Raw genomic sequence first — 21,836 nt, forward strand, 5'->3', positions numbered from 1 at the left:
GCGAAACGTTCGACGGACGAGAAGTGCGTGGCAGAGAATGACAACCAGGATTCGGCCGTCGCTTTCGGGCCATTCCGGCTATTTCCGAAATCGCGCCTGCTGGAGAAGCACGGCGCTCCGCTTCACCTCGGCGGCCGCGCGCTCGATATCCTGATCTGTCTTGCCGAACGCGCCGGTGAAGTGGTCGACAAGCGCGAGCTCGTCAAGCGAGTGTGGGCCGACGTGAATGTCGACGAGGGCAGCCTGCGGTTCCACATCGCCGCGCTGCGCAAGGCGCTCGGCGAAGGCAGCGAGGGCTCCCGCTACGTCGTCAACGTGCCCGGACGCGGCTATTGTTTCGCCGTGCCGCTGTCGCGGCCTGCGCTCTCGGAGGGTCGACCGACTGAGATCGCCTCGTCGGCCCGCGTCCTTCCGGCGCCCCTCGCCAGGATGATCGGACGGAACGATGCGGTTGAAAAGATCACGTCCGAGCTATGCCTGCATCGGTTCGTCACGATTGTCGGTCCGGGCGGGATCGGCAAGACCTCGGTCGCTCTGGCCGTCGCGCACCGCCAGCTTGCTGCGTTCGACGGCCAAGTCAGCTTCGTCGATTTCGGCGCGGTGACCGATGCCAGGCTGGTGCCCGGCAGCATCGCCAGCGCACTCGGCCTGACCGTCAATTCCGAGGATCCGATACCGGGACTGCTGACGTTCCTGCGCGGCCGGCAAATGCTGCTTGTATTCGACAGCTGCGAGCATCTCCTCGACGAGCTCGCGCCACTGACCGAACGCCTGGTTCGCGAGGCGCCGAACCTGCACGTCATGGCGACGAGTCGCGAATCCTTCCGCTCGGAGGGCGAGCGCGTCTATCGACTGTTCCCGCTGGATTGTCCGCCACAAGAGGATGGACTCAGCGTCGCCGAAATTTTGGCCTATCCCGCGAGCCAGCTCTTCGTCGAGCGAATTGCCGAGAGCCTCAGCGAGTTCGAGCTGAGCCAGGACGAGGCGCCTCTCGTTGCCGAGATATGCCGGCGTCTCGACGGCATCGCCCTGGCGATCGAACTCGCCGCGGGCAGGGTCAACGCCTACGGAATTGCCGGCACGGCCAAGCTTCTCGACAGCCGCTTCTCGCTGTTGTGGCGCGGGCGGCGCACTGCGATCCCCCGGCACCAGACGCTGAGCGCGGCGCTCGGCTGGAGCTACGATCTGTTGCCGGCGGCCGAAAGCGCCGTGCTGCGCTGCCTGTCGGTGTTCGTCGGCCCGTTCACGCTCGAGGCCGCGCTTGCCGTCGCATCACGCCAGGGCAGTAGCGAGCCGGAGGCCGTGGAAGCGATCTCGAACCTGCTCTCCAAATCCCTGATCGCGACCTCCCCTGCGCAGCGGAAGCTCCGGTATCGACTGCTCGACACCACCCGCGCCTTCGTGGCGGACAAGCTGCTCGAGAGCGGAGAAGCGCCGCGGGTCGTGCGCGCTCACGCCGAATATTTCCGCGACTTCCTGCTCGATCTTTCGCTCAAGTCCAACGGCTTGCAGAGCGCAGGCGGATTCCTGCCCTATGCAGATCACCTGCCCAACGTGCGCGCCGCGCTGGCCTGGGGCTTCTCCGAGGAAGGCGACCGGGTCATCGGCGTCGATCTGGCCGCTGCGGCGGCGCCGTTCTTCCTCGAGCTGACGCTGCTGACGGAGTGCTATCGCTGGACTCAGCAGACGCTGGCGTCGCTCGACACGACCCCTGCGGACGCCCGGCAGGAGATGACTCTGCAGGCCGCGCTCGGCGTCTCCGTGATGTTCACGCAAGGCAATACCGAAGCGGTCCGGTCGGCCTTCACCCGAAGCCTGCAGCTCGCCCGGGATCTCGACGACCTGCATTGGCAGCTATGGCTGTTGCGCGGATTGCACATTTACCTGACCCGCGTCGGGGATTTTCACGGAGCGCTCGGAATCGGCTTGCAGGGCGAGAGCGTCGCCGGCAGACTGAACGACCCGACCAGCACGCTGAACGTCGAATGGATGCTTGGCGTGGCGCATCACCTGATCGGCAATCAGGACAAGGCCGTTCAGTTCTGTGAAAGCGCGATGGTTCACAACCCGAGCTCGCAGCGGCTGAACATCGGGCATCTCGGCTATGACGACCGCATCGTCGCGCTGGTCGCGCTGGCGCGCGGCCTCTGGCTCACCGGCCGGCCCGATCGCGCCGTTGAGGTGGCCCGATACACGGTTCGCGAGGCCGAGCAGCTCGAACAGCCCCTGACGCTCGGCATTGCGCTGATCTGGACGATCTACGTGTTTCTATGGGTCGGCGACTGCGCGAGCGCCGAGAGCATGATCGAGCGGCTGATCGACCATGCCGCGCGGTACTTCCTCGGCCCTTACCACGCGGTCGGTATCGGTCAGAAGGGCTTGCTTCTCCTGCAGCGCGGCGACGTCGACGGCAGCCTCGAGCACCTGCGCCGCAGCCAGGCCACGTTGTATGCGACGCGGCACCGGATTATGACGACTGTCTTCGCGACGGCGCTCGCGGAGGGACTGGCGTTCCAAGGCAGGCCCGAGGAAGCTCTGGGCACGGTCGACGAGGCGATCGCCCAGATCGGCGACCACGGCGAATCCTTCGACATGCCGGAGATGCTCCGGGTCAGGGGGGACATCCTGGCCCAATTGGGGCACGACGCAGAGGCCGAACTCTGCCTCGCGAGCTCGCTCGCCCTGTCGCGCCGGCAATGCGCCCTCGCCTGGGAACTACGCGGAGCCTTGAGCCTCGGCCGCATCTGGCAGCGGACCGGACGCGCTGGCGAGGCAAGCCGCATGCTGGCGCCGCTGGTGGCACAATATGAGGAAGGGCTCGCGAGCCTCGATCTGGCCCGTGCGAAGGATTTCCTCGGCGCCGTCGATTGAGGGCATCATCATACGCCATACGCCCGCGTCGGACTCTTGCAACTCCTAACATTTTCTAACACGCCAAGCCGCCTATGCGCCGCCATGGTGGGTCCGCTTTCAGGTGGATACGACAAGACATGGCTCTTCTTGACGATGTAATCGACGCAAACGGCGGCATCGCACGCTGGAACAGCCTGAGCCGGTTCACACTGCATCTTTCCGTTGGCGGGACGCTGTTCTCGAGCGCAGGACATGCCCGCGAATTCAAGGACGTCATCGCGGAGGGATCGACACGAACACAATCGGTCCGCTTCACCGGGATCACCGGCGGCGAGCAGTCCGGCTCGTTTCAGCCGGACGCGATCACGATCGAAACCGTCGATGGCGAGGTCCTGCAGACCTGGAGCAACCCCGACCTCGCATTTGACGCCGGACCGCAGGTTCTCGCCGACGAACTGCATCTGATCTTCTTCTGCGGCGTCACGATCTGGAACTATCTGACCACGCCCTTTCTCCTCGCCCGTCCCGATGTTGTCGTGGAGGAACTGCCGTCATGGAAGGAAGGCATTGAAACCTGGCGGCGTCTGCGTGCCCAACTACCGTCCAAACTTGTCACCTTTGCTGGCGAGCAGATCTTTTACTTTGACGAGAATGCCCTGCAGCGCCGGACCGATCACGATCTTTTCGGCACGAAGGTCGCGCACTACTCCTGGGCCCATGAGAGCTTCGACGGCGTCGTGGTGCCGACCCTTCGTCGCTCGCAGACGCGTCAACCCGATGGAACCGTGAACGCCAAGCCTGTTCTGATCGACGTCGAGATCTTCGACGCGTCCTTCGAGTAGCGGTGCAAGACACGAGCTCACGATGCCTGCTCTCAACGTCTAACAGGACATAACGAGCCAACGGCCCGACCTCGGTGCACATTTGGTTGCGAGCCGCCCTGCAAGGGTCCGTCATTTTTGGGCGGCCGGATGGACATAATGATTGACGTCTCCGTCCCCAGGACTTGCGCGAAACAACGAAGACAGGAGAATGCCATGTCAGATACAATCAACCTTGGTCGACGTCGCTTCTTTGGCAGCGCAGTCATGACGCTGGCGGCGGCACAGCTTTCGCTCAGCACCACTGCCACTGCCGAGACCAGTGAGTCCGCGAAAGCCGGTAAAACCGTCAAGCCGGGAAGCGATACATCATTTGCATCGCTGAAGCAGATCAACGCCGGTCTCCTCGACATCGGCTATGCCGAGGCCGGCCCCGCCGGCGGACCGCCCGTGATTCTCCTGCACGGCTGGCCCTACGACATCTACAGCTTCGTCGACGTCGCGCCCATCCTTGCCTCGGCCGGTTTTCGCGTGATCGTGCCCTATTTGCGTGGCTACGGCACAACGCGCTTCCTGTCCGACGCGACCCTCCGGAACGGACAGCCATCGGCCCTCGCGGCCGACATCATCGCCCTGATGGATGCTCTGAAGATCGACAAGGCGACGGTCGCCGGCTTCGACTGGGGCGCGCGAACCGCCAACATCATGGCGGCGCTGTGGCCCGAGCGCTGCAAGGCCATGGTCTCGGTCAGCGGCTATCTCATCGGCAGCCAGCAGGCCGGGAAGATGCCGTTGCCGCCACAGGCGGAACTTCAGTGGTGGTATCAGTTCTATTTCGCGACCGAGCGCGGCCGCGACGGCTATGACAAGTATCGGCGCGAGTTCTCGAAGCTGATCTGGCAGCTCGCTTCACCGCAGTGGCACTTTGATGACGCGACTTTCGAGCGCAGCGCCACGGCTCTCGACAATCCGGATCACGTCGCGATCGTGATCCACAATTATCGTTGGCGCCTCGGCCTCGCCCAGGGCGAAGCGAAGTACGACGACGACGAGCGGCGGCTCGCGCAAGCCCCCGTCATCGGCGTGCCCACGATAACCATGGAAGGCGACGCCAACGGCGCGCCGCATCCCGAGCCGTCGGCCTATGCAAAGATGTTCTCGGGGAAATACGCGCACCGCACCGTCAAGGGCGGTATCGGCCACAACCTGCCGCAGGAGGCTCCCAAGGCCTTTGCCGATGCGATCATCGACGTGGCCACCGGCGTGTAACCGGCGTCGGGGTTGGTGCGCGAGCAAAAAGGATAGACGAAGGCATGCGCAGAACGATCATGATTGCGATACTGGCCGTCGCTATCCTCCTGGGGCTGATCCAGTTCGGTCCGCCGCTGTTGTTCGGATAACGCAATTTTGGTCCGGAGAAACCTCATGGCACGCGTGCTTTCCGTGAATGTCGGCTTGCCGCGCGACATCGCCTGGCAAGGCAAGACGGTCCACACCGGCATCTGGAAGGCGCCGGTGAGCGGACCGCGCAAGGTCCGCCGCCTCAACATCGATGGCGACGGACAGGGAGATCTGGCGGGCCACGGCGGCGAGCACCGGGCCGTGTTGGTTTATCAGCATGAGTCCTACCAATTCTGGCAGAAGCAGCTGGGTCGCGCCGACTTCACTTACGGACAGTTCGGCGAGAACCTCACCGTCGATGGCCTGCCGGACGCCGAGGTGTGCATCGGAGACCGCTACCGGATTGGAAGCGCCCTGTTCGAGGTGACGCAGCCCCGGGTGACGTGTTACCGGGTCGGCATCCGCATGAACGAGCCGGACATGGCCGCGCTGCTGGTGAAGCACGGCAGGCCCGGCTTCTACCTTCGTGTGCTGGAGGAAGGGGACGTCGAAGCCGGCGACGAGATCGCGTTGATCGTTTCAGGACCCGAGCGCATGAGCGTGTCCGAGATCGATGCGCTGCTTTATCTGCCCGGTCACCCCCGCCAACAGCTGCAGCGCGCACTGCGCATTCCAGCGCTGAGCATTGGTTGGCGCCGTTCCTTTGAGGCCTTGCTCGCCCAGGAGAGCGAGCGTGGTGCGGCATCGGGAAACGCCGGACTTGGTCCGGCGTCCGGCCCATCTCCGGCATGGTCCGGGTTTCGCTCTTTCCGCGTGGACCGCATGGTGCACGAAAGCGACAACGTCACTTCGCTGCTGCTCGCGCCCGCCGATGGTCAGCCTGTCGCCACCGCCCTTCCCGGACAGTTCGTGGTATTGCGACTGGGAACGTCATCCGAGACTGCGCTGATGCGCAGCTATTCGCTGTCCGGGCAGCCGAACGCCGCATTCTATCGCATCAGCGTCAAGCGCGAGCCGCACGGCGCGGCCGGTACCTACATCGACAAGCAGCTCCGGGCCGGCGACATCGTGGAAGCCAGCGCAGCGCGCGGCAGTTTCACACTGCGTCCGGGTGAAGCGCCGGTCGTTCTCCTCAGCGCAGGAATCGGCGTGACGCCGGTGCTGGCGATGCTCCACGCGCTGTCGGCCGAAGCTTCGACGCGAGACGTCTGGTGGTTGCACGGAACCCGCAACGGCCGCGAGCATGCGTTTGCTGCCGAGACCCGCGAACTGCTCGCAACGCTTGTGCATCATCACAGCTATGTCTGCTATAGCGCGCCACAACCTGGTGATCGACCCAATTTGGATTTCGACGCCGAAGGACGGCTGACCACGCAGGCCCTCGTCGAGATCGGCATTCCCCGCGATGGCGACTTCTACATCTGCGGTCCGTCGAGCTTCATGAGCGATTTGACCGCCGGCCTCGCGGCGCTCGGCGTATCGCCGGATCGCATTCATACCGAGCTGTTCGGCGCCGGCCCGTCGATTTCACCAGGCATTGCCGCATCGCCGCGCAAGGCGCCGCACCTCCCGGCAGGACCGGCCGGTACAGGACCCATGGTGTCGTTCGCCCGGAGTGGTCTCAATGTTCGCTGGGACCCTCGCTCCAAAACACTGCTGGAGCTCGCGGAGGCCTGCGACGTGCCCGTGCGGTGGTCATGTCGAGCCGGCGTGTGCCACACCTGCGAGACCGGTCTGGTGGCAGGGACGGTCGGCTATGAGCCGGCACCCGTCGATGCGCCGACGGAGGGGAACGTGCTGATCTGCTGCGCCCAGCCCGAGGGCGACATCGTAATCGATTTGTAGCGCTGCGGGCGCGGCGTCACGAAACCATGCAGGAGGCGTTCAAATGCGATCCGATATGACACAAGGAGCTAACTTCCCGGACTACGAGCTGAGCGACCACACGGGGAAGCATCGAAAGCTCTCCGAATTGCAGCGGCAGGATCCGATGGTGGTCGTGCTCGGTCGCGGCGGCTTCTGTCCAAAAGACCGGCGTCAGGCCGAGGGACTGCTCGAGCTTCACCGGGAGATGGAGGTCGGCTATTGCCGGCTGGTCACGATCACGACTGATAACATCACCCAGACGCACGAATATCGCAGCGGCGTCGGAGCGCATTGGCCCTTTCTGTCCGACACCCGGCGCATCGTGCAGAAGGACCTCGACATCGCCGAGTACACCGATCCGGTGCATAACCCGATGATACCGCACGTCGTGGTGCTGGAGCCGGGTCTCGTCATTCACAAGATCTACAACGGCTATTGGTTCTTCGGCCGTCCCACCGTCGAAGATCTCCGGCAGGACCTGCGAGTCGTCAGCAGGAAATGCAGACCGGACTGGGACATCACCACGCCGGAATTGAGAGCCGCATGGCAGCAGGGCCGCAAGGACCTGTTCTATCCGTACGGCGGTGCCTCCGCCCTGCCCCCGGAACAGGACTAAGCGGACCGCGACAACAGCGCCTATCCGGATTTCGACGGTTCATCAGAAGCCCTCAGCGGCACTTGACGACGACCATTTCCGATGCCTGGGACGTGTCGGTGAAAAAAGCAACGGTGGGGTCTGGCTGCTCCTGACGCTGATCCAACGCCGTGACGGGTACGGCCACACCAAATGCCGCCCGCGAGCGCATCAATTTCTCACAGCCGGCTCGGCAAACTTGAGCTACCTCAAGGCACATTCTGTGGAGGCCCGGAAGGTACGGCCGTAGCCGAACAGCTGTCGTTCGGATGTCGATGGCCCCAAGAATGGCTCGGTATCGAGATGACGATGAAGATCCTGGCGGACGCCGAATCTGCGCTCAAGGAGGTCGAGCGTGATAGCAACAGGTTGCGATCAAAGGAGCTTCGCAAGGCGATCCAGCAACAAATCGACGAGCAACGAGAGGCCATCAAGGCGCTGCGCCGGCTCTACAACTAGTGACAAGCCACCGGTGCGGGCGCATCCGTGCGCCGCAGCACCTGCTTCAGCTCCGCAGCCGGGGCTCCGATCGCAAGCATCGAGGCCGGCACGATCATGTGCCCGTTGCTGAATTGGCTGCGGTCTGGATCTAGCCGACGGACGATTGTGATCGGCGGCTGCTCTCGAACAAGAACCAGACCCGACCTTCGGCTTCATCGATCCACGGTTCGAGCAGGCTGGCGCTCGCGACGTCGCGGTATTCCTCGCAGAGCTGGTGGGCTTCGCGCATCCGTGCGATCAACTGCATGTTGTCATCGCGTAACTCGGCGAGCATGTCGAGCGCGGTTACGTACTCCGCATCGTTGTCGAGGACCCGCTGCAGGCGCGACACATGCCCAATGGATTTGATGGTCGTCCCGCCGACCTTGCGCACGCGCTCCGCGATGGCGTCCGTCGTAGCGAGAATTTGAGCACTTTGATCATCCAGCATCAGATGATCCTCGCGAAAATGCGGCCCCGACGCATGCCAGTGGAAGTTCTTGGTCTTCAGGTAAAGCGCCAGCATGTCCGCCAGCAGCGCGGTCAACGTGCCTGAGACGTCGCGCACAGCATTTGCCCCGAGGCCGCTCGGCGTCTGCAACGGTGCGGCTCGGCGCTTCTTCGTTTCCACAGCATCCATCTTCGATCCCCTTCCAGTTTCCGTCCACTACTCCGCGATGCCGACCGTCTCACGCCTGACGACAAGAGTATTGGTTGAACGTCCGATACCTTGGCCGATCTCACTCCGGTATGATGAACCGCACCGTTTGACTGTCGATCACGCGGTGGGCCGGGTCCGCCAATTCGAACAGGACGCGGTGCGGGCCCGGAGCCAGTCCCACGAGCACAACCGTTTCGCCGGACGCGTCGACAAAGTGCCAGGTCGCGTCGTCCACCGTGATGTGCAAATGTCCAACCCTCGGCGACACGTCCAAGGCACCGGCGCCGAAGACCGGCAGCACACGCAGGTTTTCCGTCCGGTATTGGATGAAGACCCTTCCCGCCTTGAGAGGCTCTGCGAGCGGCGGATCGACGATCAGCCTGGGAGGCGCCTCGTCATCGAGGGCGAGCAAAGCCGAGGGACCGCGAACATCGCGAGCAGTCGCATGGACCGGCACCGAAGTCTCACTGCCGGCGGGCTCGGCGTCCAAGTCGAAAGAGGCGTCCATGATGGATCTCCTTGCGTGAGGTGAGCTGGTCCAGCACCAAAACGTCGCTTGCGTCGTCTTGCGCCGGGAGGCGCAGTCCGAACTTGGTGCCGCGCCTCCGATGAACTAACATGTATGCCGCTCGTCAGGTGGCCGGCAGCTTTCGTTCGAGAAAGCTGCGGATCAACGGAACCATTTCATCGGCCTTGTCCTCGAGTGCGAAATGGCCGCTGTCGATCAGATGCAGCTCGGCATCTGGCAGGTCACGCAGATACGGACCCGCGCCATCTGCGGGGAAGATGAAGTCGTTCTTTCCCCAGACGATCAGGGTCGGCGGCTTGCGCTCCCGGAAGAACGCCTGAAATTGCGGATAGAGCGGAACGTTCGATCCGTAGTCATGAAAGAGGTCAAGTTGGATATCCATGTTGCCCGGCCGGTCCAGCAAGGTCTGGTCGTGCAGTATATTGTCCGGATCGATTCGGCTGACGTCACTCATCCCGTCGGTGTACTGGAATTTCGTGGTCTCCAGCTTCATCAGCACTTCCAGCGCTTTGCGATGCGCCGGCGACCCGTCGGCCCAGTAGGCCTTGATCGGATCCCAGAACTTCTTGAGCCCCTCCTCGTAGGCATTGCCGTTCTGAATGATCAGCGCGCTCACCCGTTCCGGATGCTTCAGCGCGAGCCGGTAGCCGACCGGAGCGCCGTAGTCCATCACGTACATCGCGTAGCTCTTGACGTCGAGTTTACCCAGCAGACCGTCCATCAGGTCGGCGAAGTGCGCAAACGTATAGGCGAACGTCTTGTGGTCGGGAGCAGCGCTCTGGCCGAAGCCCGGATAATCCGGCGCGATCACATGATAGCGGGACGCCAGGTGCGGGATCAGGTTGCGGAACATGTGCGACGATGTCGGGAATCCGTGAAGGAGCAAAACGACCGGAGCATCGGCAGGCCCGGCTTCGCGATAGAAGATGTCGACGCCTTCGATCGTTGCCGTCCGATAGTGAGTCACCGGGATCGGGGTCGCATCCATGGCCTGCCCCGTTCCGGACACCGCAGCCGGAATCGGCGAAAGCGCAGCTACGGCAGCGGCGAGAGCCGCGACCTTGAAGAATCGTGTCAGTCTGGTCATGTTTGCTCCTCCGGGATGTTACGCTTGTGCGACCGCCGACGGACAGCTCGATCGCCGCGCCATCCGCATTCGCCAGCCGATGCAGGACAAACTACCCGCGAGGACCGATCTGCTCTTGCCTGCGACTCTGTCCGATTGTCTGTTCTTACCGTTCGCGCGAGGCAACGAGCTCAGAAGATGCCGACATCGCTCGAGGGGAGCACGACGCGTGCGAAACGGATGCGCGTCACAGTGACGAACTGCGTGAGACGATCTGGACAGCTCAGGATCATTGCGAAAACGCTGTCGGTGCGCTCAGGGCGTCCGGGTCTCAAGGCGCAAATCGCGTGAAGACAAAGTCGTGGTCTTTGACCCCAGCGGCGTGGCAACCAAAGCAGGTTTGATGTTGAGCCTCGTCGACCGGCCGGCCATCGATGAAGCGACCGAATCCCCAGCCACCGGTCGACGGGTATCGTTTCGAATCCTTGACCATCACCTGGACCGTCGTGGCAGGCCCGGGAACGAACGCAGGCTCGAACTCCGTCGACTGCACATGCTTCCACGCCAGCTTGACCAGGATCGACCCGTCCGGAAACGGCAGCGTTCCGGCCCGATAGGCCTCGATCGCCGTCGCGTTGCCGACAATGCCCCGAAGCTCGTCCAATCCGGTTTCGTGCGCCACTCCGACCAACTCCCAATGGCGGTAGTCCGGGGGAATTTTCACGCCGAAGATCGGCGACAGCGCAAGCTCCCCGGGAGCCGGGCTGGATGGCAGGAAGACGGGGCACGCAGCCGCCGCAACCAGAATGACGAGCCTTGCCGCCCGGTTCATCCTATGTCCCATCGTCGTGACGCCGAACTGCCAATGATCTTATGAATGCGAGAGGCTCCGCATTGACGCGATCCATCTGCGTCCTGCAGAGCCCGTGCGGAGCTCCTTCGACAACGCGCCGTCGGGCGCCGGCGCATGAGCCGCTAGCCTTGAATGAACGAGAGCAGCTCGGCGTTGACGCGGTCCTTGAGGGTGGTGCACATTCCATGCGGTGCGCCCTCGTAGACGACGAGCTTCGCGTCCTTGATGATCTTGGAGGACAGCAGCGCCGAGGCCCCGATCGGAACGATCTGGTCGTCGTCCCCGTGCAGGACCAGAGTGGGCACGTCGAACCGCTTCAGGTCCTCCGTCAGGTCCGTTTCCGAGAACGCCTTGATGCAGAAGTAGGACGCCGGAAAGCCGGCCATCATGCCCTGCAGCCAGAAGGACTCACGGACTCCCTCCGAGATCTTCGCTCCGGATCGGTTGTAGCCATAGAACGGCAGACTCAAGTCCTTGAAGAACTTCGATCGGTCGGCGGCCACGTTTGCACGGAGTTCGTCGAACGCGGCGATCGGCAGACCGCCGGGGTTCGCTTCGGTCTTGAGCATCAGCGGCGGAATCGCGCCGATCAGAATGGCCTTCGCCACCCGGCCCGTCCCGTGCCGCCCGATATATCGGGTCACCTCGCCGCCGCCGGTGGAATGCCCGACATGGATCGCATGCTTCAGATCCAGCTTCTCGACGAGCGTCGCCAGGTCGTCGGCATAGGTGCTGAGGTCGTTGCCCTGCCAAGGCTGGCTGGAACGGCCGTGCCCCCGCCTGTCGAGGGCAATGCAACGATAGCCACGCGAGGCGAGGAAGAACATCTGGTCTTCGAAGGCGTCCGCGCTCAGCGGCCACCCGTGGCTGAACACGATCGGCCGGCCCGTGCCCCAATCGTTGTAGTAGATCGTCGTACCGTCCTTCGTCGTGATCGTGCTCATGTCCGCTCCTGTTGAGTTTCGTCTGGATCCTCGACGGGCACCGTCGCTATCCGATCTGGCGTGCAACTGATGCATTGTTGAGCGGACGAACGACCGCTTCTTTTCGTATTCTCTGATCCTTATGACGAAAGCACTCTTTCGCCCAAGGGACGAGGCACCTACCTCTCCTGCGCGCGCTTCCAGGCGGCGGGGCTCGTCTTGACGATGCGTGAGAACACGCGCGTGAAATGACTCTGATCGGCGAAGCCGGCATCGAGCGCGATCTCGCTGAGCGGTTGATCGCTGTTGAGCATCAACTCCTTCGATCGTTCGACCCGTTGCGATAACAGCCATTGATGCGGCGGACAGCCCACCGTGCGTCGAAATGCCTGGCTGAAGTGACTGCATGACAGGCGGCACGCCTGCGCGAGATCCGGCAACGTCAAATTGCCATTCAAGTCTGCCAGCAGCATTTCCTTGGCCCGACGCTCTTGCCATGGAGCAAGGCCGCCCCGGGCGATTTGGGGGCGCGCATCAGGCGATCCATATGCTTTGAGCAAATGCGCTGTCAGCGCACGCCAGGCATGGTCGAGAAAGATCTTGCTCGCCTGTTCGGGATGCATCAGAGCGGGCAGGAGCGCCATCGCCAAGTTCGTCACCACGGAGTCCGATCTCTTTTCCACAATGGGACAATGCAGCGCCGCCGTACCTCGCGACCCCTGCTCATCGATGACCTCGTCGAGAGCCGACTGCGGTAGATAGAAATTGGCGACCTGGAATGAGCTCTGAATATCGGCCTGCCAAATGTGTCGCATGTCGCTGATGTGAATTGTGCCGGACGGGAGCGGAGGACTGGCACAATGCCGCTCGTCGCTCCACAAGTCGTATGAAGCGAGATCATCCAGGTGCACGCAGACCGCATAGCCAGCTTTCCTGGCTTGCGATTCCGTAGGGCCATGTCCGGCCCGGCCTCTTGAAATATGTGAGATCACCACCTCGTCGTCGCCGGCCGGAACGATCAATCGTCTCAGGAGATCAACGCGGGCCAAGGACGTCTGGGCTATCACGGCGCTTCCCCAATTCGGAGACGTGCCGCGCGTCTTGACCGCTCCGAACGGCTGCGCCGGCCAACCGCTGCTCGCGACGGGGTGATCGAGCACGTTCATATCAGGCTCCCGAACCGCTGGGCACGGCGATCTGGATGCGCACGCAGGTCCGCTTGATACAACGATCCCGGCACGGTCGCTTAGACCGCAGCGGCCAGCTTGAACACTGGCAAACGTTCCCCCTCCGGGGATCCCGCAACCCTCGCATATCTGGACGCTCCCGTTGATCGCTCCGCACCTGCAAGATACCGTTTATGAGCAAGTCCGGGGGTTAGAACATCCGAGAAGCGCGTTAGAACGCCCTGAGACGCGTGTTAGATTGTGTGAGAGACGCAAATTCAGGACCGAAACCGCCTAGCTTCCTGGTCGGTCCAACGCAGCGAGCCTGGCGCAATCGCTGAGCAATTGCTTGGCGCTGACGAAATCGGGGCAACCGAAGCCTTCGGTACACTTGGCCAAGACGTCCTCCAAGAGTTCCACGGACGCCTGCAACCTTCGCTGCGAGCGCCACAGGCCGGCCAAGCTGGTCGCCGTTCGCAGTTCCCACGCCCGGGCTCCGCTCGCCTTCGCGGCTTCGAGGGATTGAATGAAAAGGGCCTCCGCCCTGGGCATGTCTTTCATGGTTTCGGCCATGAACACGTGACCTTTGATGCGAAGAAGCTCGGCGGCATTGAATACGTCTCCGTTTCGCGCCACCGTGGCAAGTGCGTCATCCGCAGCCTCAAGCGCTCCTCTCGCTTGTCCCGCCATCAGCAGACCCTCCACCAACGCACTCTTGAACGCCGTCGTCATCAGTTCATACCGATGCGCACGCGTCTCAATCAGTGCGTATCTCAGCATCGGCAGTCCCGCTTGATGGTCGCCTCGCATGACAGCGAGATAGCCTCGCACGCCAATGCCGGCCGCCTCATAGGCCACGATTGCGCGATTGCGCGCGTGAGCGATCAATCGCTCTATGCTCTGCTCCGCGTTTTCCCAATCCCCGTTCCAGAGATAGACTGAAACAGCCCAAATAAGCGCGATGCACAGCGTAAGGGGATGATTCAACTTGCCGGCCTCGATCGAGACCCGCCGAGCCAATTCGGTGGCCCGGTCGGCATATCCAAGAAGCCAGAGCGTGCGCGCCAGGCAGATTCCAGCGCGGTTTCGATAGTCGAGACCAAGACGCAGTGAATCGACATGTTTTGAAGCAGGGATGTGCCCCACAGCCGATTCCAAATACCCGCGCGCCTTCTCGAGATCCTCCATCAGATGATGCGAGACACCCAGAAGGGAGTTTGCGGCCCCGAGCGCCCCCTGGTCATTCATCTTCAGTGCAACTGCCTCACTGCGCTCGGCAAACTTGAGGGCCTCGCGAAAATTGCCGGTTCTGTAGTGAAACAGATGCAGGCGACCGATCAATTGCAATTGACTTGGCAGATCCCCCAAGTCCTCGGCCACTTCAAGTCCCCTCTCGAGCGATGTCCGGGCCTCCTCATGATTGCCTTGCGAAAACATGAGCGAGAGGCCGAGCGCCGCCTGCAAGATCACCTCCCGAGACGTGCCCCGGCTCAAATCATCCAGATTGACGATCGCCAGCTCGGTCCAGCGACGACATTCTGTCACCAGCGACGACTCAAGCAACAGTGGAGCCGCGGCGGCGGCCAGTGCAATACCTGTCGACTTGTCGGTTTGAAGAAAGCACCACTCCAATGCAGCACGTATGTTGGCGAGGTGAGGATCGTAAGCAGAGCCCCCGTCAAGATCTCCGTCGGTCCGCCGAGCAACCTCATGCTGTTCGGCCCACATCAGATAAAAGATGGCATGTCGCTGAAACACGCCGTTGTCATCGTCGCGATCCATGAGCTTCGATAAGGCGTAAGCGCGCGTGGTATCGAGCAGACGATAGCGCGCCTCCGATGCTCCTGAAGCGACCGCTATCAGCGACTTGTCGACGAGGCTTCCGACGGCTTCGAACGCGAGTTCCTCGCTGAGATCGTCCGGCCCGACCACAGCAACGACGGCTCGCATCGAGAAAAAACCGACGAAGACGGATGACCTCCGCAGCACAAGCGCTTCGTTATCGGAAAGCAGACCGTAACTCCAATCGAGCGCAGCCGCCAACGTCTGGTGACGCTGCAAAGCAGTGCGCCGCCCCTGGCCGAGCAGCCTGAACCGGTCATCGAGAAGAGCAGCCGTTCCTTTGACCCCGAAGGCAATCACCCGACTTGCAGCGATTTCAATCGCCAGTGCTATTCCATCCAATCGTCGACAGATTTCGCCGACGGTCGGTGCATCGGCATCGTTCAATTCAAATGATGATCCGCTCGCGAGAACGCGGTCCAAGAACAATTGCGCCGCCGGGAACGCAAGCACGTCTGAGACTGTCTGCACATTCTGGGGCGGATTTTCCAACGACGGCAGTTGCAGGACATGTTCTCCCTCCACCCGCAGCGCCTCGCGACTCGTCGCGAGAATTCGCACGTTCGGTGCGTGCCGAAAAACCTGCTCGGCGAGTGCCGCCGCCGAAGTTATGACGTGTTCGCAACTATCGAGGATCAGCAACATGTTTTTGTCGCGGATAAAGCCGATGATCGCCGGCGTTGGATCATCGGATTGAACCATGAGACCTAGCGTCGACGCCACGGCCGTCGGCACAAGCATGGGGTCGTTGAGAGGCCCGAGGTCGATGAAGGCCGCGGCGCCGTCGATCTGCCGGCTCCTCTGATGCGCAGCGGCTATGGCCACCGTCGTCTTGCCGATTCCGCCGGGTCCGACGATCGTGACGAAGCGATCGTCAAGGAGCATCCCGCAGACTTTTTCGACCACTTCGTCGCGACCGATCATCCGGCCGAGACGCGGTGGCAGGCCATAGTTCGGCTCGACAACCCGACTGTGATCTTCTGCCTCTGCGCTCATCCGATATGATACAGGACAAACGAAACTGTACCCTTTGCCCGGCACGGTGGCGACAAATCTGGCGCCGGCTTCTCCATCACTCAAGATCTTGCGCAACACGCCGATGTGAAATCGCAGGCTGCCGGCATCGACGGTCACATCCGACCAGACGCGAGCCATCAGATCATTCTTGTCGATGACGCTGCCCGCCTGCTGCAGGAGCACAAGAAGAATGTCCAGCGCCCGCGGGGGCAGATGCACCGGCGTCGCGCCTTTTCTTAGAACGCGCTCACTCACCCGCAGTCTAAACGGGCCGAACGACACCTCATCTCCCTGCCAAAACAAATCCTGAGGAATCATTCGGCATTTCCCGCGGAGGTACGAACCGCCCTATTTTTTGAGATTTCTGCTGCGGCGCGTTTCGCGTGCATTTTGCGTCTTTCGCGTCCACGAAGCGAGCGAAACGTACAAAGCCGAGAAGTTTCATTCAAGTACGTTCTGTCGAGTTCGCCCCATATGTCCGGATGAGCCCTGCGGATCATCGGAGACCAAGATGCGCCAAGTGTCACAATTGACAAGACGACGCTTTTGCTTGTGTTGCGTAGCGTCGGCGACTTTCGCCTCCGGTGGAGGATGGCTGACTCCTCGGGCCACGTATGCCGAAGCGAGGAACATCGTGGACATGATCCGCACGGACGCGGCCACGGCATCGATCAAGGTCCACAAATTGCGCGGCGGCGTCAGCGTCCTCGAAGGGTCCGGCGGCAATGTCGGCGTGCTCAGCGGACCGGACGGCAAGGTCATGATCGACGCCGGAATCACGGCTTCCAAGCCCAGAATGCTGGAAGCGCTGGCCAGTCTCGGAAACGAGCCCGTACGGCATCTCATCAACACGCATTGGCATTTCGACCACGCCGATGGCAACGAGTGGGTTCACGACCAGGGCGCAGCCATTACGGCTCACGAGAACACACGAAAACATTTGAAAACGATGCAGCGCGTCGAGGATTGGAACTTCGACTTCCCAGCCCTGGCGCCGAGCGCCGTTCCCACGGACGTTTTTTCCGAGCGGACACGGCTGGCGGTGAACCGGTCCACGATCGAACTGCAGTATTATGGGCCTGCACACACCGACAGCGACATATTGGTCCACTTCGTGGAAGCCGATATTCTGCATGTCGCGGATACCTTCTGGAACGGAATCTACCCGTTCATCGACTACTCCACCGGCGGAAGCATCGACGGCATGATACGCGCAGCGGACGCGAATTTGGCGAAGGCCTGTGACAAGACGATCGTGATCGCGGGACACGGCGTCCCGGTCAGCGATCGCGCCGGGCTGCAAGACTATCGCGACATGCTGGTCGCCATCCGCGACAACGTCGCAAGGCTCAAGAAACAGGAAAAGACACTCGAGGCGGTGGTGGCTGCGAGGCCGACGGCGGCCTTCGACGCGAAATGGGGCCAGTTTGTCATCACGCCGGCCCTGTTCACCAAGCTGGTCTATGAGGGCGTCTAGTTCGACAGCTCGCAAATCGAGAGACACTCCAAGGCTCGATCCGCGAGCACGACGCAGACTCGTAGGACGCGACACGCCGATCCATGAGTTCGATACCGAACTTCAGTTGCCGAAGCAGGCGGATCCGTCACAGGGAGCACCGAAATGAGCGACCCACAGCAGGAAACGGTTGTTGCCGCCGGGACCACGACGGCGAATGCCCGTCTTGGCGTGGGATCCTGGACCATCATCGTGATCCTGGTCGCGCTTCTGGGAGCGTCAGGCTTCGTCGCCTATCTCGGCTGGACACTTGGAAGCGGCGCTGAGGTGACGACCTCCGGCTATGTCGCGATGGCTCTGGGGGTGGTCGTTTCATTGGTCGTCGGAGTCGGGCTCATGGGCCTGGTGTTCTACAGCAGTCGCCGCGGCTACGATGAGCCTGCGGTGTTCATCACCACGGAGGGAGGATCCGCGCTTCAATCCTCCGCCGAGAACGCCGGCGAAAACAACTGCAGGCCTTCGAATGGGCGATCATGACCTACGGCACGTGCCGTCTCACCGTGCTCATACCCAGGGGCCGCCCCTCTATTGCCGACCTCAAGGTTGGCGACCTCTGGTATTTTCCGTCAGGTGCGATCAAGCGGGCGACCTATACGAGCCGTAAGATACCGCGCCGTGCGACTTCGCAAATCAGCCGCGACTTGTTCCGGCAGACCAGTCGCAACGATCTCGCCGCCCTCGTCGCCTGCCCCCGGGCCGATGTCGATGATCCAGTCACTGGCCGCGGCGACCGACATGTAATGTTCCACGGCGACAACGGTGTTCCCGGCTTCGACGAGGCCATCGAGTTGCGTCATCAGCTTCGCCACGTCCGACGGATGCAGCCCTGTCGTCGGCTCGTCCAGAACATAGAGCGTGCCACCGCGCTGCGCCCGCTGCAATTCGGTGGCGAGTTTGACGCGCTGCGCCTCCCCGCCCGACAGCTCAGTCGCGGACTGCCCAAGCCGGATGTATCCGAGACCGACCTCGCGAAGGACACCCAGCGATCGCCGTAAGGCTTCGTTACCGGCGAAGAACTCGAAAGCGCTGTCGACCGTCATGCCCAGCACGTCGGCAATCGACCTGTCGCGGATCTTGATCTCCAGCGTCTTCGCGTTGTAGCGGGCGCCCTTGCAGGTCGGACAAGGCGCGTAGACGCTGGGCAGGAACAGCAGTTCGACACAGACGAAGCCCTCGCCCTGGCAGGTTTCGCAGCGTCCTTTCGCGACGTTGAAGGAGAACCGTCCTGCATCGTATCGCCTGGCGCGCGCCTGCTTCGTAGCTGCGAAGAGCTTGCGAACGTGGTCCAGCAGCCCTGTGTAGGTTGCGAGGTTCGACCGCGGCGTGCGGCCGATCGGCTTCTGGTCGACGACGACAAGGCGCTTGATCTGGTCGAGACCTTCGGAGATCTCCCCGCCCAGGGTCTTGATCGGGGCTTCGAGGCGATCGTCATCGTCGTCGACATCCGCGCGCTGGCCCAGACGGTCGCTGACCGTGTCGACCAGGAACTGGCTTATGAGACTGGATTTTCCCGATCCCGATATTCCGGTCACGCAGGTGAACACGCCGAGCGGAATATCCACATCGACGCGATCGAGGTTGTTCCGCGTCACACCCCGCAGCTTCAACCAACTGGCTGCTGAACGCCTTTTTCCAGGGGTCGTCTCGGTCTCACCGAAGAGATAGGGTCGCGTTCGCGACGCCTCGACGTGAGCGAGGCCCGGCAACGGTCCGCTGTACACGATCCGGCCGCCATGCTCTCCGGCCTCGGGCCCGACGTCGACGATCCAATCCGCCCGCCTGACAATGTCGAGTTCGTGCTCGACGACAAAGAGCGAGTTGCCGGCAGCCTTGAGACGGTCCAGCGCGCGCAGCAGCGCCTCGGTATCGGCCGGATGCAGGCCGGCCGAAGGTTCGTCCAGCACGTAGACGACACCGAACAGATTCGATCTGACCTGCGTCGCCAGGCGCAGCCTTTGCAATTCGCCCGGAGACAGAGTCGGCGTGCTACGTTCCGGAGTCAGATAGCCGAGACCGAGATCGAGCAGCACCTCAAGACGCGCCAGCAGGTCTTCGACGATCCGCTGAACCACCAGAACCTTTTCGGGATGCTCGCCGGACTTAGGCCCTCCGCCGAGCGCTCGCGATCGCAGGAGCTCTGACAAGGCTTTGAGCGGCAGGCGCGAGATGTCGGCTATGTCCATCCCCGCGAAAGTGACCGACAGAGCCTCCGGCCTCAGACGCTTGCCCCTGCAGACCGGGCAGTCCGAACTCGACAGGAATCGCGACACCCGTCGCTTCATCATCGCGCTCTGCGTCGTGGCGAAGGTCTGCAGCACATATTTGCGGGCTCCCGTGAAGGTGCCTTGGTAGCTCGGCTCCTCCTTGCGCTTGAGAGCGCGCTTGGTTTCGGCCGGCGTATATCCGGCGTAGACCGGCACGGTGGGCTGCTCGTCGGTAAACAGGATCCAGTCCCGATCCCGCTTCGGAAGCTCGCGCCATGGCCGGTCGACGTCGTAGCCTAGGCTCACCAGGATGTCCCGGAGGTTCTGCCCCTGCCAGGCGGTCGGCCATGCGGCGACGGCTCCTTCCCGGATCGTGAGGGTATCGTCGGGCACAAGCGTCCGCTCGTTGACCTCGTGGACCCGACCGATGCCGTGGCAGTTCGGACAGGCGCCCTCGGGCGTGTTGGGCGAGAACGACTCGGCGTAGAGCAACGGCTGCTTGCGCGGATAGTCGCCCGCGCGTGAATAGAGCATGCGCAGCAGATTGGACAGTGTCGTCACGCTGCCGACGGACGACCTCGTCGTCGGAGCGCCGCGCTGCTGTTGCAGCGCGACTGCGGGTGGCAGACCCTCGACAGAATCAACCTCCGGCACCGCCATCTGGTGAAAAAGCCGCCGTGCATAGGGAGAGACCGACTCGAGGTAGCGACGCTGCGCCTCTGCATACAGCGTCCCGAAAGCCAAGGACGACTTTCCAGATCCGGAGACGCCGGTAAACACCACGAGCGCGTTGCGGGGAATCTCGACCGAGACGTCCTTGAGATTATGCTCCCGTGCTCCGCGAACACGAACGAAGCCGTCCCCGATGCCCTTGACCGGGCCGACCAGCCTATCCATGCGATGTCCTCGGCGGCGTCAGCAACAGTTCCATTGGAAGAAAGTCCCTGATGAATGACCGGTTCCCGCACCGACGGCTGTGGCTTTCGGAACAGGTCGCATTCCCACCCGTTTGAAGGGATTACACAGACGAGAAACCAGAATGACCAATCGCGCAAAGCAGATTTTCACGCCAGAGTTCAAATTCGGGCTGGGTGGGGTGTCGCTCGGCAACGAATTCAACAAACACACCGACAAAGACGCAGAAGAGACGCTGCAAGCGGCCTGGTCGGTGGGTGTCCGCTATTTCGATGTGGCGCCATGGTATGGCTTCGGCCTCTCGGAGCGCCGCTTCGGTCACTTTCTGCACAACCAGAAACGCGACGACTATCTCCTCTCCTCCAAGGTCGGGAAGCTGTTCAAGGCGTCGAAAGACAACAAGCATGCCGAGATCTACCCGCTGTCAGATTCCCCGAACGACATCGTGTTCGATTACACAGCCGACGGGGTGCGCCGCTCGATCGAGGACAGCCTCCAGCGGCTTGGCGTCGACAGCCTGGACGTGGCGTTTGTGCATGACATCTCCCCGGACTTTGCATTCTTTCCCAATGGCTGGGAGGAGCAGTACGACATTGCCCGCAAAGGCGCTTTTCCGGCGCTTTCGAAGATGCGGGACGAAGGCATCATTCGGGCTTGGGGAATTGGGGTCAACACGCCCCTGCCGATCCACAAGGTGATGGAGGACGCCGACCCCGATGTCTGTCTATGCGCGCAACAATATTCGCTCATCGATCACGCCGACGCGGTCAACGACTTGTTTCCGGCCGTGCGCAACAGGAACGTGTCGCTCGTGATCGGCTCCGCACTCAATGCCGGGTTCATCTCGGGGAGCCCGCGCTACAATTATGGCAAGGACAATTTCAAGATTCCTCCGGCGGTTCTCGAAAAGCGGGAAAAGCTGCGCGCGGTTGCGGCCCGCCACGGCGTCGATTTGCGAACCGCCGCGCTGCAGTTCTCCGCAGCGCCCGACGTTGCGGTCGCTCTCGTCGTCGGAGCGCGAAGTGCTCAACAGATCCAGGAGGACTACAACTCGCTGCAGGCGAAAATCCCCGCGGAATTTTGGGCCGAGTTGAAGCAGCGAGGTCTGATCGAACCATCCGCGTCCGTTCCCGGCGCGCCAGCCTGACG

The 21,836-nt window shown here is 62.3% G+C and carries 17 protein-coding genes; 9 read left to right on the forward strand and 8 right to left on the reverse strand.

All coding sequences use genetic code 11. The features are described 5' to 3' along the window. The first annotated feature begins 27 nt into the window (after positions 1-27). The 6 genes from ACQR1B_RS07120 (at position 28) to ACQR1B_RS07145 (ending at position 7,974) form a co-directional block, all read left to right on the forward strand. Positions 28-2,871 carry an ATP-binding protein gene (locus ACQR1B_RS07120; protein WP_434836733.1) on the forward strand — a complete coding sequence of 948 codons (2,844 nt, stop codon included), beginning with the start codon at positions 28-30 and terminating at the stop codon, positions 2,869-2,871. Positions 2,872-2,990: 119 nt separating this feature from the next. After that, positions 2,991-3,695 carry a hypothetical protein gene (locus ACQR1B_RS07125; protein WP_434836732.1) on the forward strand — a complete coding sequence of 235 codons (705 nt, stop codon included), beginning with the start codon at positions 2,991-2,993 and terminating at the stop codon, positions 3,693-3,695. Positions 3,696-3,890: 195 nt separating this feature from the next. Next, positions 3,891-4,943 (forward strand): alpha/beta fold hydrolase, encoded by a 1,053-nt coding sequence (locus ACQR1B_RS07130; protein WP_434836747.1) that lies wholly within the window; start codon positions 3,891-3,893, stop codon positions 4,941-4,943. Between the two features lie 156 nt (positions 4,944-5,099). Continuing rightward, positions 5,100-6,860: an MOSC domain-containing protein gene (locus ACQR1B_RS07135; protein WP_434836731.1), complete on the forward strand. Its 1,761-nt coding sequence runs from the start codon at positions 5,100-5,102 to the stop codon at positions 6,858-6,860. 43 nt (positions 6,861-6,903) lie between these two features. Beyond that, entirely contained in the window at positions 6,904-7,497 is a 594-nt protein-coding gene (locus ACQR1B_RS07140) for a redoxin domain-containing protein (RefSeq protein ID WP_434836730.1), read from the forward strand. Positions 7,498-7,824: 327 nt separating this feature from the next. Further along, complete coding sequence (locus tag ACQR1B_RS07145) at positions 7,825-7,974, forward strand: hypothetical protein (RefSeq protein WP_434836729.1); 150 nt, start codon at positions 7,825-7,827, stop codon at positions 7,972-7,974. Between the two features lie 130 nt (positions 7,975-8,104). On the opposite strand, the gene ACQR1B_RS07150 is transcribed toward ACQR1B_RS07145, so the two are convergent. From ACQR1B_RS07150 to ACQR1B_RS07180, 7 genes are all read right to left on the reverse strand, one after another. Beyond that, positions 8,105-8,635: a Dps family protein gene (locus tag ACQR1B_RS07150; protein WP_434836728.1), complete on the reverse strand. Its 531-nt coding sequence runs from the start codon at positions 8,633-8,635 to the stop codon at positions 8,105-8,107. Between the two features lie 100 nt (positions 8,636-8,735). Then, the gene (locus ACQR1B_RS07155; protein WP_434836727.1) at positions 8,736-9,164 is read right to left on the reverse strand and encodes a DUF6130 family protein; all 429 of its coding nucleotides are present in this window, start codon (positions 9,162-9,164) and stop codon (positions 8,736-8,738) included. 124 nt (positions 9,165-9,288) lie between these two features. After that, the gene (locus tag ACQR1B_RS07160) at positions 9,289-10,173 is read right to left on the reverse strand and encodes an alpha/beta fold hydrolase (protein ID WP_434836746.1); all 885 of its coding nucleotides are present in this window, start codon (positions 10,171-10,173) and stop codon (positions 9,289-9,291) included. A gap of 409 nt (positions 10,174-10,582) precedes the next feature. Continuing rightward, positions 10,583-11,083: a cytochrome P460 family protein gene (locus tag ACQR1B_RS07165; RefSeq protein ID WP_434836726.1), complete on the reverse strand. Its 501-nt coding sequence runs from the start codon at positions 11,081-11,083 to the stop codon at positions 10,583-10,585. A 143-nt stretch (positions 11,084-11,226) separates the two neighbouring features. Further along, a complete protein-coding gene (locus tag ACQR1B_RS07170; RefSeq protein WP_434836725.1) occupies positions 11,227-12,048 on the reverse strand; it encodes an alpha/beta fold hydrolase in 822 nt (273 codons plus the stop codon). 158 nt (positions 12,049-12,206) lie between these two features. Continuing rightward, on the reverse strand, positions 12,207-13,193 hold the full coding sequence (locus ACQR1B_RS07175) for a helix-turn-helix domain-containing protein (RefSeq protein WP_434836724.1): 987 nt from the start codon (positions 13,191-13,193) through the stop codon (positions 12,207-12,209). Between the two features lie 294 nt (positions 13,194-13,487). After that, positions 13,488-16,370: an ATP-binding protein gene (locus ACQR1B_RS07180; RefSeq protein ID WP_434836723.1), complete on the reverse strand. Its 2,883-nt coding sequence runs from the start codon at positions 16,368-16,370 to the stop codon at positions 13,488-13,490. 193 nt (positions 16,371-16,563) lie between these two features. Between ACQR1B_RS07180 and ACQR1B_RS07185 the strand changes: the two genes are divergently transcribed. Continuing rightward, on the forward strand, positions 16,564-17,529 hold the full coding sequence (locus ACQR1B_RS07185; RefSeq protein ID WP_434836722.1) for an MBL fold metallo-hydrolase: 966 nt from the start codon (positions 16,564-16,566) through the stop codon (positions 17,527-17,529). A gap of 144 nt (positions 17,530-17,673) precedes the next feature. Further along, positions 17,674-18,045 (forward strand): hypothetical protein, encoded by a 372-nt coding sequence (locus tag ACQR1B_RS07190; RefSeq protein WP_434836721.1) that lies wholly within the window; start codon positions 17,674-17,676, stop codon positions 18,043-18,045. Between the two features lie 89 nt (positions 18,046-18,134). Here the strand turns inward: ACQR1B_RS07190 and uvrA are convergent, their stop codons facing one another. Next, a complete protein-coding gene (uvrA, locus tag ACQR1B_RS07195) occupies positions 18,135-20,669 on the reverse strand; it encodes an excinuclease ABC subunit UvrA (protein ID WP_434836720.1) in 2,535 nt (844 codons plus the stop codon). A gap of 142 nt (positions 20,670-20,811) precedes the next feature. Between uvrA and ACQR1B_RS07200 the strand changes: the two genes are divergently transcribed. Further along, positions 20,812-21,834, forward strand: coding sequence for an aldo/keto reductase (locus ACQR1B_RS07200; protein ID WP_434836719.1), 1,023 nt, complete (start codon positions 20,812-20,814; stop codon positions 21,832-21,834). Positions 21,835-21,836 lie beyond the last annotated feature (2 nt).

The sequence above is a fragment of the Bradyrhizobium oligotrophicum genome (genome assembly GCF_051168495.1).
GTDB lineage: Bacteria > Pseudomonadota > Alphaproteobacteria > Rhizobiales > Xanthobacteraceae > Bradyrhizobium > Bradyrhizobium oligotrophicum_A.

Excerpts from the sequence above, each read along its gene's own strand:
- ACQR1B_RS07135 (WP_434836731.1), top strand. The coding sequence starts at position 5,100 with ATGGCACGCGTGCTTTCCGTGAATGTCGGCTTGCCGCGCGACATCGCC.
- ACQR1B_RS07180 (WP_434836723.1), bottom strand. The coding sequence starts at position 16,370 with ATGATTCCTCAGGATTTGTTTTGGCAGGGAGATGAGGTGTCGTTCGGC.
- ACQR1B_RS07190 (WP_434836721.1), top strand. The coding sequence starts at position 17,674 with ATGAGCGACCCACAGCAGGAAACGGTTGTTGCCGCCGGGACCACGACG.
- ACQR1B_RS07155 (WP_434836727.1), bottom strand. The coding sequence starts at position 9,164 with ATGGACGCCTCTTTCGACTTGGACGCCGAGCCCGCCGGCAGTGAGACT.
- ACQR1B_RS07175 (WP_434836724.1), bottom strand. The coding sequence starts at position 13,193 with ATGAACGTGCTCGATCACCCCGTCGCGAGCAGCGGTTGGCCGGCGCAG.
- ACQR1B_RS07130 (WP_434836747.1), top strand. The coding sequence starts at position 3,891 with ATGTCAGATACAATCAACCTTGGTCGACGTCGCTTCTTTGGCAGCGCA.
- ACQR1B_RS07165 (WP_434836726.1), bottom strand. The coding sequence starts at position 11,083 with ATGAACCGGGCGGCAAGGCTCGTCATTCTGGTTGCGGCGGCTGCGTGC.
- ACQR1B_RS07185 (WP_434836722.1), top strand. The coding sequence starts at position 16,564 with ATGCGCCAAGTGTCACAATTGACAAGACGACGCTTTTGCTTGTGTTGC.
- ACQR1B_RS07150 (WP_434836728.1), bottom strand. The coding sequence starts at position 8,635 with ATGGATGCTGTGGAAACGAAGAAGCGCCGAGCCGCACCGTTGCAGACG.
- ACQR1B_RS07125 (WP_434836732.1), top strand. The coding sequence starts at position 2,991 with ATGGCTCTTCTTGACGATGTAATCGACGCAAACGGCGGCATCGCACGC.
- ACQR1B_RS07200 (WP_434836719.1), top strand. The coding sequence starts at position 20,812 with ATGACCAATCGCGCAAAGCAGATTTTCACGCCAGAGTTCAAATTCGGG.
- ACQR1B_RS07140 (WP_434836730.1), top strand. The coding sequence starts at position 6,904 with ATGCGATCCGATATGACACAAGGAGCTAACTTCCCGGACTACGAGCTG.
- uvrA (WP_434836720.1), bottom strand. The coding sequence starts at position 20,669 with ATGGATAGGCTGGTCGGCCCGGTCAAGGGCATCGGGGACGGCTTCGTT.
- ACQR1B_RS07170 (WP_434836725.1), bottom strand. The coding sequence starts at position 12,048 with ATGAGCACGATCACGACGAAGGACGGTACGACGATCTACTACAACGAT.
- ACQR1B_RS07160 (WP_434836746.1), bottom strand. The coding sequence starts at position 10,173 with ATGGATGCGACCCCGATCCCGGTGACTCACTATCGGACGGCAACGATC.
- ACQR1B_RS07145 (WP_434836729.1), top strand. The coding sequence starts at position 7,825 with ATGAAGATCCTGGCGGACGCCGAATCTGCGCTCAAGGAGGTCGAGCGT.